Source organism: Halomonas sp. CnH100-B, assembly GCF_024124605.1.
Taxonomy (GTDB): domain Bacteria; phylum Pseudomonadota; class Gammaproteobacteria; order Pseudomonadales; family Halomonadaceae; genus Vreelandella.
In genome coordinates, this window is record NZ_JAMXRX010000002.1 from 604,069 (window position 1) to 615,812 (window position 11,744).

An 11,744-nucleotide genomic window follows, 5' to 3' on the forward strand; every position below is an offset into this window, starting at 1 on the left:
TCAGTCCAACTGATCCAGTGTTAATTGCGAGGGGCGTGTATCCACGGCACGGTTGGGCCAGTCGGTCGAGTAGTGCAATCCTCGCGATTCGTGGCGCTGTGCGGCGGCCATGACCGTCATTTTGGCCAGCGTCAGTGCCTGCTTGAAACGCACGCTCTCCGGGTGGTTCTTCGTTGAGTTGCTCGTTTCCCACTCCTTCGTTAGTGCGGCCAGTGCTTCAGTGGCGGCCGCCAGCCCATGATCGCTTCTGACGATGGAGACGTAGTGGCTCATGATGCCACGCATCGCGCGCCGCCACTCCAGTAGTTGGTGAGTGTTCAGAGGAGCGTCAGGGCGTAGAAGAGTCGCCTTGACGACGTCAGTCGACAGTGTCTTGGGCGGGTTTGATAAAGAAGCGCATAAGTGCTGCGCACAGCTGCGTGCGTATACCAAGCATTCGAGTAGCGAATTGCTAGCCATTCGGTTGGCGCCGTGTAAGCCGGTGTAGGCGGTTTCGCCAATCGCATAGAGATTGGCGACCTGCGTGGCCCCCACATGGTTCGTGACAACGCCGCCGCAGCTATAGTGGGCGGCAGGCACAACGGGGATCGGTTGACGAATGATGTCGATCCCTCGAGTGGCGCAGTGGGCCAAAATCGTTGGGAAGTGATGGCGTATGGCGGCTTCGCCCAAGTGGCGAATATCTAGCCAAACGTGCCCGAGTGTGCCCCGTTGAATTTGCACATCGATGGCTCGGGCCACCACGTCTCTTGGTGCTAACTCGGCGCGGGCATCCAGGTCGGGCATGAAGCGGTGGCCTGCTTCATTGAGCAGGTGTCCCCCTTCGCCGCGCACGGCTTCGCTGATGAGAAAGGCGGGGCCATCGGGGTCGAAGAGGCAGGTTGGGTGGAACTGCTGGAACTCCAGATTGCAGAGCGTTGCACCAAGCTCTGCGGCCATCATCATTCCTTCGCCGCTACTGGGCGAGGGCGTCGTCGTATGACGATAGAGCCCGCTGGCTCCGCCGGTCGCTAGTATCGTCCGGTGGGCGAAAAGCCGTTGTACCCGTTGGGCGCTGTCCACGCCTTGGGCGCCAATGCAGCGGCCGTCAGCATCCTGAAGCAAGTTCACGATGGTGATGTCACTGCGCTGAGTGATACGAGGGTGCGCCGCGACCTTGCTCACCAGGGTATTGACGACGGCGCGGCCCGTCGCGTCGTCGGCGTGAATGATACGACGGGCATTGTGTCCGCCTTCACGGGTGAGGTGATAGGGATAGCGGGCATTCGGATCGGGGTCGGGAGTAAATGGCACGCCGTTGTCGATGAGCCACTGAATCGCATTCGGCCCGTGCGTCACGGTGAAGCGAACGGCGTCTTCGTCACACAGGCCGTCACCGGCAATCAACGTGTCCTTTATATGATCGTCCAAGCGGTCATCTGGTGATAGTACGGCAGCGATGCCCCCTTGTGCCCAGCGACTGGCGCCTTGGTCATCCTGGGCAGGGCGAACCAGGGTAACTGACAAATGATCAGCAACTTCTAACGCTAAGGTCAGTCCAGCGACGCCGCCACCAATAATCACGATGTCAGATGTTAGCGTGCTCATTCGGCCCGCTCCTTCCAATCACGAATAGAGTAAGAAGAGGCATCATAGCGTGACGACATAGCCCAAGCGATGCGTTTGCGCAAAAAAATCAGCGGGTTGGTAGGCAGTGAGGGGAGAATAGACACAAAAAAAGCCGCGTCGATGTAAACATCTCGCAGCGTCATCTATTCATTATTTCGAGTGAGTCATCAATGGTGCCCGGAGCCGGACTTGAACCGGCACGGAGTTACCTCCGAGAGATTTTAAGTCTCTTGCGTCTACCAATTTCGCCATCCGGGCAGTGTATCGGTGCCATGAAAGCCATCGCTACACTGAAAATGGAGGCTGGAGTCGGAATCGAACCGGCGTACACGGAGTTGCAGTCCGCTGCATAACCACTCTGCCATCCAGCCTAACAAGTCATTGGTATCAACCAAATTGGAGCGGGAAAAGAGATTCGAACTCTCGACCCTCGCCTTGGCAAGGCGATGCTCTACCACTGAGCTATTCCCGCTCGACTCGAGGGCGAATTATACGCATCGCCACGCGCTTGTCAAACAATCAATTTATCAATGGGTTCAAAGAGCTACTTTGCGACTCTGAATCAAGCCGCTCACATGGAGCGGCTCAGGTGTGGCCAAGCGGCCTTTAGGTACTGGGCCATGGACCACAGCGTCAGCGCGGCGGCGACGTACAGAACGCCAACGCCTAAGAGGGCAATCTGGTGCCCCGGTGGGAAAGCCAAAAGCACCAAAATGGCGATCATCTGTAGCGTGGTTTTCAGTTTACCGATCCAGGAGACCGCAACCATGCCACGTTTGCCCATTTCGGCCATCCACTCGCGCAGTGCCGAAATGACGATTTCACGCCCGATGATGACCAGAGCGGGAAGCGTAAGGACTAACGTATCGAAGCGCTCGATAAGCAGGGCAAGGGCCACGGCGACCATCAGTTTATCCGCCACAGGATCCAAGAAGGCGCCGAAGGGCGTAGATTGATTCCAGCGACGGGCGAGGTAGCCGTCTAGCCAGTCCGTCACGGAGGCAAGGGCAAACAAGCCCGCAGCCACTGGCATGCTCCAACTAAACGGTAGATAGAAAAGCACGACCAGTAGTGGAATAAAGACGATTCTTGCCAGTGTTAGTATGTTGGGTATATTCATCGCAGGGCGCGATCCTTGCCGGAGAATCATGAAAGTCGGAGTGTAATGTGCGGGTTATTCTATCCCCCTTAGCGCATTGCATCCATGTTAAGAACAAGTTTATCCGTTCAATGCCGTATAAATGGCTTCTGCGAGCGAGGCGTTGATGCCGGGTACCCTGGCCAGTTCATCGCGGCTCGCCTTTTGTACGCCCTGTAGGCCGCCGAAGAAGCGCAAAAGTTCACGCCGTCGTTTGGGGCCGATGCCTGGAATGTCTTGCAAGGTAGAGGTGCGTCTCGCTTTGTCTCGTGCGGCTCGGTGCCCTGCAATGGCAAAGCGATGCGACTCGTCGCGAATGTGCTGAATCAAATGCAGCGCTGGCGACGCTGGATCCATTGGCAGCGGGTTGTCGCTACTCTCGAGAAAAAGCGTTTCCAGCCCTGCTTTGCGGGTAGTGCCTTTGGCAACGCCCAGAAGCACGATATTGGTGACCGCCAAATCGTTCAGCACGCCGCGTGCCATGTTGAGCTGCCCTTTGCCGCCGTCCACGATGAGGATATCGGGCGCCACGGCTTCGCCACTTTTGACCCGTTTCAACCGCCGGGTGAGTGCTTGCTGCATGGCCGCGTAGTCATCACCGGCGGCAACGCCCTCAATGCGAAAATGGCGATAGTCGCTTTTGCGTGGGCCTTGATGGTCGAAGACGACGCACGAAGCCACCGTCGCCTCGCCTTGACTGTGGCTGATATCGAAGCACTCCAGGCGTTCTGGCACGTGTTCGAGGCCGAGGGCGTTTTGCAACGCTTCGAAGCGTTGCGTCAACTGAGTCTTGTTGGCTAACTGCGACGCGAGCTGCTGCTCGGCGTTGGTCATGGCCAAATGCTGCCACTGGGCGCGGTGCCCGCGGACTTGGCTGGCGACTCTGACTTTTTTGCCCGCCTGTTGAGATAGAGCCTCTGCAATCAGCGCGCTATCCTCCAGCGGATGGCTGGTAATGACTTCGCCAGGGACGTTATGGGGTTGCCCGAAATAGTACTGGCTGACCACTTCGGTCAGTAGCATGTCTGGCGGTAGGTCGAGATCGTTTTTCGGCGTATGGTGCCGGGCGCCTAGAAGGCGGCCATCGCGCACGCTCAGAATGGAGATGCCGAGCGCGCCAGGTCGCTGGGCCAAGGCAAACACATCGGCGTCGCCGCTTTCATTATCGACGAACTGGCGCTGCTGAAGCTGGCGCAACTGCTGGATTTGGTCGCGTAGGCGGGCGGCTTCTTCGAAGTCGAGCGCTTGGCTGGCGGTCTCCATCTCTTGGGTCAGTAACTGCGTAACGTGCTCGCTCTTACCCTCAAGGCACATCACGGCATGCTCTACATCCCGCCGGTACTCCTCCTCGGAGATATAGTCGACACAAGGAGCGCTGCAGCGCTGGATTTGGTACTGCAAACAGGGGCGAGAGCGGTGGGCGAAAACGCTGTCCTCGCAGTTACGGATGCGGAAGATTTTCTGCATCAGTGTGAGGCTCTCTTTGACCGCGCCGCTGCTTGGGTAGGGGCCTAGATAGCGGCCATCGTCACGCCGCTGACGTGCGCGCTTGTACTCAAGGGCAGGGTAGGGGTGGCGGTCAGTGACGAATACGAAGGGGTAGGACTTGTCGTCACGCAGCAGAATGTTGTACGGCGGACGAAGCTCTTTGATCAGCGTCTGTTCGAGCAATAGGGCTTCGGTTTCGCTGCGGGTAACGGTGATTTGGATGTCGGCAATACGCGCCACCATGGCCTGAGTTTTAGCGTTGAGCTGGCCACGGAAGTAGCTTGCCAGCCGTGCTTTCAGGCGCTTCGCCTTGCCCACGTAAAGCGTGTTTTGCTCCTCGTCCAGCATGCGATAAACGCCCGGCGAAGAGCTGACGGAGCTTAAAAACTGCTTGGCATCAAAAGTCATGGCTGGGCATCGGCGCTCTCAAACATCAGAAGAGGCGATGGTAGGTCTATCCCAAGATGGCGTCAAAGCCCTCGACCAGTCCATGGCGTAATGCCAAGTGAGTGAGCTCGACGTCCGTCGCGACCTGTAGCTTGTCAAACAGGCGATAGCGGTATGTGTTTACGGTCTTCGGGCTCAAGTGCAAGCGGTCGGAAATGTCTTGAACGCGTTGGCAGTTGACGATCATCAGCGCGATTTGTAACTCGCGATGTGAAAGGTGGCTGAAAGGGTTGTCTTCGTCGGTGAAGTGCGCCAAGGCGAGGCGCTGGGCAATCTCTTGGCTGACATAGCGGCGGCCATGAAAGATTTGACGGATGGCTTCGGTCATCTCGACGGCATCGGCCCCTTTGCTGAGAAAACCTGAGGCGCCGGCCTCGAGCATCCGTCGTAGTACGCTATCTTCCAAATGCGCAGTGAGAATGATGACTTTGACATCGGCCAAGGTGCGGTGAATGCGCCGTGTGGCTTCGAGTCCACCGATTCCTGGCATGCGAATGTCCATGAGCACGATGTCGGGCTTCAACTGGCGGCACTGGGTGACGGCGCTTTCACCGTCATCGACCTCACCGACGATTTTGATATCGCACTCTTCATTGAGCAGGTGAGCAATACTGGTTCTCACCAGGTGGTGATCATCGGCAATTAAAACGTTGATCAAGGGTCTGGCTCCTGCAGGTAATCATCGTTGGCTCGGGCGATACGCACGCTGCGAATCCATAGAGTGCCACAGCTCTTGGCAAAGGAGAATTAGTTGATGCTTGTTTACTTTAAACCTTGACCTCGTAAAGATTGTCACTTACTATTCGCCCCGCTGCAGGCTACTGCAGTTCGTGGGGCCTTAGCTCAGCTGGGAGAGCGCAACACTGGCAGTGTTGAGGTCAGCGGTTCGATCCCGCTAGGCTCCACCAAATTCTAAAACGCCGCGTTATACACGACGCGGCGTTTTTTGTGTTCGTTTTTTATGCGAAGCCCCCACCCTGCATGGCAGGGTGGGGGAGTGCTACGCGTCGACTTTGCCGAGCAGCAAAAACTCGATTAATGCCTTTTGGGCGTGTAAGCGGTTCCCGGCTTCCTGCCAAACCACCGCCCGCGGGTCGTCTAGCAGCGTGTGGCTGATCTCTTCGCCGCGGTGGGCTGGCAGACAGTGCAGGAAGAGAGCGTCGGGTTTGGCAGTATCGAGCATGGCTTCGGTGACTTGGAATCCAGCGAAGTCCGCTTCGCGCTTGGCTTGTTCTGCCTCTTGGCCCATCGATGCCCACACGTCGGTGGTGATGAGGTCAGCGTCTTTGGCAGCGTCTTTGGGGTCGTGGAGTAGCGTGACGCAGTCGCCAGCCGCTTCCATGATGTCAGCGCGTGGCTCGTATCCTTTCGGGCAACATACCCGCAAATGGAAGCCGAACTGGCGAGCGGCGTTGATCCAGGAGTGGCACATGTTGTTGCCATCGCCCACCCATACGGCCGTACGTCCTTTCACGCTGCCACGAAGCTCGGTCCAGGTCATCACGTCTGCCAGCAGTTGGCAGGGGTGATAGTCGTCGCTGAGCGCGTTGATCACTGGCACGCTGCTGGCGCTGGCGTACGTTTCCAAACCTTCATGGGAGAACGTACGAATCATCACGGCGTCGACCATTTCAGACAGCACACGAGCGGTATCTTCGATCGGCTCGCCGCGACCCAGCTGCGTATCGCGAGGAGAGAGAAACAGTGCATGGCCGCCAAACTGCGCCATCCCTGTCTCGAAAGAGACACGGGTGCGCGTGGAGGATTTTTCAAAGATCATTGCCAGCGTGCGATTAGGCAGGGGCGTATAAACGGGGCCGTTGGCTTTCAAGTCCGTTTTGATCTTGATGGCACGCTGGATCAGGTAAGCCAGCTCATCTGGGGATAAATCCAGCAGGGTAAGGAAATGGCGTGTCGCCATGATGACTGCTCTCCGCGCAAAAACACCATCCTAGCGATGCGGCGGGGGATGCGCAACGCGAGTAGCATGCGTAGAATGGCGGCCACGCGTTAAGGCCGAGTAGTTTGCTCAGGTATTGGCGTTGGCCGCCATACCTTGCAATGCTGGCCATGGGGTTAAAGCCAGTGGACGAATTGCGTAGACTGGCTTGGATCACATCACTTGTTAGGAGCACATCATGAGCACCACTGCCGAAAATATTCAGCGTCAAATCAGCGAAAACCCCATTCTGATCTACATGAAAGGCACGCCTCAGCTGCCCCAGTGTGGTTTCTCTGCTCAAACCGTTCAGGCATTGATGAGCTGTGGCGAGCGCTTCGCCTTCGTCAACGTTCTGGACAACCCGGATATCCGCGCAGAACTGCCGAAAATTGCCAACTGGCCGACCTTCCCACAGCTGTGGGTCGAAGGCGAGCTGGTGGGCGGCTGCGATATCGTGATGGAGATGCACCAAAACGGCGAGCTGGAAAAGCTGGTGAAAGAAGCCGCTCAGCGTGCTGCGGCCGCTGAAGGTGGCGAAAACGCCTAAGCGTGACGCCACAAGTCGCCTGGGCATCGCCGGGCGGTTGGCGGGCTGCGGTGCAGCCGCTAGAATGGTGCGCAATCACTAAGCGCTTACTCTTAGCAAACGCGGCTCACGATGGGCCGCGTCGCATCGATCGTCAGCCCGCCAAAGGAAGTTTTGCTCAATGAGCTATCAGGTTCTGGCCCGCAAGTGGCGGCCACGTACATTCCACGAGCTCGTGGGCCAGGCCCATGTTCAACGCGCCCTGGTCAATGCCCTTGATCAGGGCCGTTTGCACCATGCCTATCTCTTTACCGGCACGCGAGGTGTCGGCAAAACCACCCTGGCGCGGATTTTGGCGAAGTGCCTCAACTGCACGGTGAATGGGCGCGGCGACGAAGGCATCACCTCGACCCCCTGTGGTCAGTGTGATAGCTGCCAAGCCATCGACGAGGGGCGCTTCGTCGACCTGATCGAAGTCGATGCTGCCTCGCGTACCAAAGTGGAAGACACCCGCGAGCTGCTCGATAATGTCCAGTACGCGCCTACACAAGGGCGCTATAAAGTGTATCTCATCGACGAGGTACACATGCTGTCCACCAGCAGCTTCAACGCGCTGCTGAAAACGCTGGAAGAACCCCCGCCCCACGTCAAGTTCTTGCTGGCGACGACCGACCCGCAGAAACTCCCTGCAACCGTTCTATCCCGCTGTCTGCAGTTTACGCTCAAGCATATGCCGCCTGAGCGTGTCGTCGAGCATTTGACCTACGTGCTGGGGCAGGAGGGCGTCGACTACGACGAGAGCGCGTTGTGGCTACTGGGCAAAGCCGCCGAGGGCTCCATGCGCGATGCCATGAGTCTGACCGACCAAGCCATTGCGTTTGGCCAAGGCGCCGTTCGCCATGCCGATGTGGCTGCCATGCTCGGCACGCTAGACCATCGCCATGTGCTCGCGCTCGTCGATGCGCTGGCGGACGTGGATGTGCAGAAGCTGTTGGCGGAAGTGGCTCAGCTGGCCGAGCAGGGGCCGGATTTTGCTGCCGTGCTGGATGAGTTGACGGCCATCCTCCACCGCTTGGCCGTCGCGCAGATGGTGCCCGATGCAGTGGACAACAGCCATGGAGATCGGGCGCAGATTCAGCAGTTGGCCAGCCGGTTTACCGCCGAGGACATCCAACTCTATTACCAGATTGGTATTCAAGGGCGTGGCGATATGGTGCATGCCCCGGATTTGCGCAGTGCCTTGGAAATGACGCTGTTGCGTATGCTGGCGTTCCGCCCCCAGGGTGTGCCGAAACCGCCGGCAACGCCGCTACCTCTGCGCCGCGAACCCGCCGCCGAGGCAAGCGCGCCAGCCGACGCCGCGACCGACACCGTTGACTCGGTGGATGAGTCAAGCGCAAAAAAGCCTGAGCCTGTACCCGCAGCCGCCAAGGACGAGCCTCCAGCGCCCGCTGAGGTGCAGGCCGCCACGTCACCCAACGATACGCACGTCGAGGTGGCTGAGCAGCATCGGCCAGAGCTCAGCAGTGAAGCGCCGCCGCCCTGGTCGCTTGAAGACGTGGAAAGTGCCGCTACCCTCTCGTCAGAGCCAGAGCCAGAGCCAGAGCCAGAGCCAGAGCCAGAGCCAGAGCCAGAGCCAGAGCCAGAGCCAGAGCCAGAGCCAGAGCCTCCAGCTCCCCCTTCGACAGCGATGACGCCCAGTGCCGACTCCGTGTCCGAGCATGGCCGTTGTGACCATGCGGCATGGTTAGCCCATTTTGACGCGCTGGGTTTGGGTGGCCTAACGCGCAATTTGGCCGCGCACTGTCAACTGCAGAGCGATGATGGGCAGACCGTGATACTGCGACTCGATCCCAGCCAATCGGCCATGCAAGCCGATGTGCATAACGGTCGAATCGAGCGAGCGCTCAAGGCCCTGGGCATGGCGAGAAGCGTTCAGTTCAGTGTGGCCGAGCTAGATACAGCGCTCGAGACGCCCCGTCAGCAGGAAGAGCGTCAGCAGCAGGAGCGTCACGCACAGGCGGTTGATCTATTGCATCACGACCCCAATATTCAGAAGTTACAGCAGGCGTTTGGGGCTACGCTAATTGAGTCCAGTGTCAGACCCACGCCAGCGTCGCGTTCGTAACGGCCAACGGCGACCCAATATTCGTTTCAATATTTGAGGAGAACACCGCATGTTCAAAGGCGGAATGGGCAACATCATGAAGCAAGCCCAAGAGATGCAGGAAAAGATGCAGCGCGTGCAGGAAGAAGTCGCCAAAGCGGAAGTGCATGGCGAAGCGGGCGCTGGCATGGTCAAGATCACCATGAACGGTCGCCATGACGTCAGCGATGTCACCATCGATCCGAGCGTACTGGAAGAAGATAAAGAGCTACTGGAAGACCTGTTAGCGGCCGCCGTCAACGACGCCGTTCGCAAGGTGGAGGCCAATTCCAAGGCGAAGATGGAAGAAGCAACGGCTGGCCTGAACCTGCCACCCGGCTTTAAGATGCCCTTCTAAATCATGCGATTTTCCCCGCTTGTCGAGCAATTGATGGACGCGTTTCGCGTGCTGCCAGGCGTTGGGCCGAAAACGGCCCAACGCATGGCCATGCATTTGTTAGAGCGCGAGCGCCCAGGCGGCCAGCGTCTGGCAGCGGTGATCCAGCAGGCGATTGAAGAGGTCGGTTACTGCCAACGCTGTCGAACGCTGACCGAGGCAGAGATCTGTGCGCTGTGTGAGAGTCCGCGCCGAGACGACGCTTTGCTCTGCGTCGTCGAATCCCCCGCAGACCAGCTAGCGGTCGAAGAGGCCGGCGGTTTCCAAGGTCGCTATTTCGTGCTGCATGGCCATCTTTCGCCGCTCGACGGTATTGGACCCGAGGCCATCGGCCTCGATGTGCTCGAAGGCATCGTCGCAGAAGGCACCGTCCGTGAAGTGGTATTGGCCACCAACCCCACTGTAGAGGGCGAGGCCACGGCCCACTATATCGCTTCACAGCTCGCGCATTACGGTGTCTCTTTCTCGCGCCTCGCCTACGGTGTCCCCATGGGCGGCGAGCTGGAGTATGTCGATGGCGGCACGCTTAGCCGCGCCTTTAACGGTCGCCAACCCTTTGCTGGCGACTAACACTGATAAGAAACGCAAGCGCTGATGCGGTTGTGCCAACCCGGAAAACTGCTTTGTCCTCTTCAAGCTCTTCTTTATATCAATGGATTGATAATGCCGAGGCATTGGATGCCGCCTGCGAAAAGGTGGCCGGTGCCCGCGTCATTGCCCTCGATACCGAGTTTTTCCGCGAGAATACCTTCTTCCCGGTACCTGCGCTGATCCAGTTCGCCAGCGACGACGTCGCCTATTTGGTCGATCCGCTCGCCACCCCCTGTACGGCATCGTTCAAAGCGCTGTTGCAAAATAGCGCGGTGAAACTACTGCATGCCTGCAGTGAAGATTTGGAGGTGTTCCAGCACTGGGCAGGCGTGCTGCCCACGCCGCTGGTAGACACCCAAGTAGCGCAGGCCTTTTTGGGTGAAAACCCGGGGATGGGCTACCAAAAGCTGGTCGAACATTGGATGGGAGAAACGCTTCCCAAGGAAGAGACGCGCTCCAATTGGTTGGAACGTCCGTTGACGCCCTCTCAATGTGAATACGCCGCCCTCGACGTGATTTACCTGCTCAAAGTGTGGCAGTGTCAAGCGGAACAACTCGATGCATTGGGGCGTCGTGACTGGCTGGAGAGTGAGTGCGCAAGCCTGATCGAACAGGCTGGTCGCAGCGTCGAGAGCGATGGTCAATGGTATACTCGCCAGCGTCAGCTGTGGCGGCTGTCGCCCCGCCAGCTCGAAGCGTACCGGTTGATGACCATCTGGCGCGAAGGCGAAACGCGCCGCCGCGACCTGCCGCGTAACTGGTTAGTGAGCGATAAGCTGCTGTTTGCCGTGGCGGAAAAGATGCCGAAAAACCGCTATGAGTTGGCCGAGGTCGAGGGTGTCAAACCGCCGCTGGTCAAGAAAGAGGGCGACGCCTTGCTGGCCCTCGTTAAGCAGGCGCAACTCTGCCCTGAGAGTGACTTGCCTGCGCGCTGGCCGGACCCCATGCAGCCTGCGTTCAAGCGCCGCTTCAAGGCCATCAAAGGGGTCGTGACCGAACAGGCGTCCGCGTTGAATATTGCCCCGGAAATGTTGCTGCGACGCCGGGATATCGAAGCGCTCGTGATGCAGCGACTTGCCGAGCAGCCGCTGACGGAGCTCGGCGGCTGGCGTGGCCACTGCCTCACCCAGGCGATTCACCAAGCGCTCGAGGAGGCCTCTTTATGAGCGACAAGTTACTTTGTGAGATTTTCAAAAGCTCACGCAAAGACGAAATGTACCTGTACGTGGACAAGCGTAAGGGCATAGAGAGCGTGCCGGATGCGCTGATGGACACCTTTGGTAAGCCGGTGCCTGTGCTGACCATGATCCTGACCGAGGACAAGACGCTTGCCCGCGTCAAGGCGGCGGATGTCATGGCGGCCATTGACGAGCAGGGCTTTTACCTGCAAATGCCGCCTGCCAAAGAGCCCTATTTACTCGACATTCATCGGGCGCAGTCCGCAGACCGCTCGTGAACGGA

At 58.5% G+C, this 11,744-nt stretch carries 11 protein-coding genes and 4 tRNA genes; 7 read left to right on the forward strand and 8 right to left on the reverse strand.

Annotated features, from left to right (window positions below; genetic code table 11):
- From nadB to uvrY, 7 genes are all read right to left on the reverse strand, one after another.
- Complete coding sequence (nadB, locus tag NH398_RS06425; protein ID WP_253017308.1) at positions 1 to 1,587, reverse strand: L-aspartate oxidase; 1,587 nt, start codon at positions 1,585 to 1,587, stop codon at positions 1 to 3.
- Between the two features lie 192 nt (positions 1,588 to 1,779).
- Positions 1,780 to 1,866, reverse strand: a tRNA-Leu gene (locus NH398_RS06430).
- Between the two features lie 39 nt (positions 1,867 to 1,905).
- Positions 1,906 to 1,979: transfer RNA gene (locus NH398_RS06435), tRNA-Cys, on the reverse strand.
- A 26-nt stretch (positions 1,980 to 2,005) separates the two neighbouring features.
- Positions 2,006 to 2,080, reverse strand: a tRNA-Gly gene (locus tag NH398_RS06440).
- 99 nt (positions 2,081 to 2,179) lie between these two features.
- Complete coding sequence (gene pgsA / locus NH398_RS06445; protein WP_253017310.1) at positions 2,180 to 2,728, reverse strand: CDP-diacylglycerol--glycerol-3-phosphate 3-phosphatidyltransferase; 549 nt, start codon at positions 2,726 to 2,728, stop codon at positions 2,180 to 2,182.
- A 99-nt stretch (positions 2,729 to 2,827) separates the two neighbouring features.
- Complete coding sequence (gene uvrC, locus NH398_RS06450; protein ID WP_159341714.1) at positions 2,828 to 4,642, reverse strand: excinuclease ABC subunit UvrC; 1,815 nt, start codon at positions 4,640 to 4,642, stop codon at positions 2,828 to 2,830.
- Between the two features lie 46 nt (positions 4,643 to 4,688).
- Entirely contained in the window at positions 4,689 to 5,339 is a 651-nt protein-coding gene (gene uvrY / locus NH398_RS06455) for a UvrY/SirA/GacA family response regulator transcription factor (RefSeq protein WP_253017312.1), read from the reverse strand.
- A gap of 174 nt (positions 5,340 to 5,513) precedes the next feature.
- Here uvrY and NH398_RS06460 point away from each other — a divergent pair.
- Positions 5,514 to 5,589, forward strand: a tRNA-Ala gene (locus NH398_RS06460).
- Positions 5,590 to 5,681: 92 nt separating this feature from the next.
- Here the strand turns inward: NH398_RS06460 and argF are convergent.
- Positions 5,682 to 6,602, reverse strand: a complete 921-nt coding sequence (gene argF / locus NH398_RS06465) for an ornithine carbamoyltransferase (protein WP_159341715.1) — start codon at positions 6,600 to 6,602, stop codon at positions 5,682 to 5,684.
- Between the two features lie 217 nt (positions 6,603 to 6,819).
- Here argF and grxD point away from each other — a divergent pair, with 217 nt between their 5' ends.
- The 6 genes from grxD (at position 6,820) to NH398_RS06495 (ending at position 11,739) form a co-directional block, all read left to right on the forward strand.
- The gene (grxD, locus tag NH398_RS06470) at positions 6,820 to 7,170 is read left to right on the forward strand and encodes a Grx4 family monothiol glutaredoxin (protein ID WP_159341716.1); all 351 of its coding nucleotides are present in this window, start codon (positions 6,820 to 6,822) and stop codon (positions 7,168 to 7,170) included.
- A gap of 160 nt (positions 7,171 to 7,330) precedes the next feature.
- The gene (gene dnaX, locus NH398_RS06475; RefSeq protein WP_253017314.1) at positions 7,331 to 9,277 is read left to right on the forward strand and encodes a DNA polymerase III subunit gamma/tau; all 1,947 of its coding nucleotides are present in this window, start codon (positions 7,331 to 7,333) and stop codon (positions 9,275 to 9,277) included.
- 49 nt (positions 9,278 to 9,326) lie between these two features.
- Entirely contained in the window at positions 9,327 to 9,653 is a 327-nt protein-coding gene (locus NH398_RS06480) for a YbaB/EbfC family nucleoid-associated protein (RefSeq protein WP_044630130.1), read from the forward strand.
- 3 nt (positions 9,654 to 9,656) lie between these two features.
- The gene (gene recR / locus NH398_RS06485) at positions 9,657 to 10,262 is read left to right on the forward strand and encodes a recombination mediator RecR (protein ID WP_159341718.1); all 606 of its coding nucleotides are present in this window, start codon (positions 9,657 to 9,659) and stop codon (positions 10,260 to 10,262) included.
- Between the two features lie 53 nt (positions 10,263 to 10,315).
- On the forward strand, positions 10,316 to 11,449 hold the full coding sequence (gene rnd / locus NH398_RS06490) for a ribonuclease D (RefSeq protein ID WP_253017316.1): 1,134 nt from the start codon (positions 10,316 to 10,318) through the stop codon (positions 11,447 to 11,449).
- A complete protein-coding gene (locus tag NH398_RS06495) occupies positions 11,446 to 11,739 on the forward strand; it encodes a YcgL domain-containing protein (protein WP_253017318.1) in 294 nt (97 codons plus the stop codon). The genes rnd and NH398_RS06495 overlap by 4 nt, the downstream gene beginning before the upstream one ends.
- Positions 11,740 to 11,744: the final 5 nt, after the last annotated feature.

What these genes read in the sequence shown, in the direction of transcription:
- nadB (WP_253017308.1), bottom strand. Translation starts at nt 1,587, where the DNA reads ATGAGCACGCTAACATCTGACATCGTGATTATTGGTGGCGGCGTCGCT.
- pgsA (WP_253017310.1), bottom strand. Translation starts at nt 2,728, where the DNA reads ATGAATATACCCAACATACTAACACTGGCAAGAATCGTCTTTATTCCA.
- uvrC (WP_159341714.1), bottom strand. Translation starts at nt 4,642, where the DNA reads ATGACTTTTGATGCCAAGCAGTTTTTAAGCTCCGTCAGCTCTTCGCCG.
- argF (WP_159341715.1), bottom strand. Translation starts at nt 6,602, where the DNA reads ATGGCGACACGCCATTTCCTTACCCTGCTGGATTTATCCCCAGATGAG.
- grxD (WP_159341716.1), top strand. Translation starts at nt 6,820, where the DNA reads ATGAGCACCACTGCCGAAAATATTCAGCGTCAAATCAGCGAAAACCCC.
- dnaX (WP_253017314.1), top strand. Translation starts at nt 7,331, where the DNA reads ATGAGCTATCAGGTTCTGGCCCGCAAGTGGCGGCCACGTACATTCCAC.
- NH398_RS06480 (WP_044630130.1), top strand. Translation starts at nt 9,327, where the DNA reads ATGTTCAAAGGCGGAATGGGCAACATCATGAAGCAAGCCCAAGAGATG.
- recR (WP_159341718.1), top strand. Translation starts at nt 9,657, where the DNA reads ATGCGATTTTCCCCGCTTGTCGAGCAATTGATGGACGCGTTTCGCGTG.
- NH398_RS06495 (WP_253017318.1), top strand. Translation starts at nt 11,446, where the DNA reads ATGAGCGACAAGTTACTTTGTGAGATTTTCAAAAGCTCACGCAAAGAC.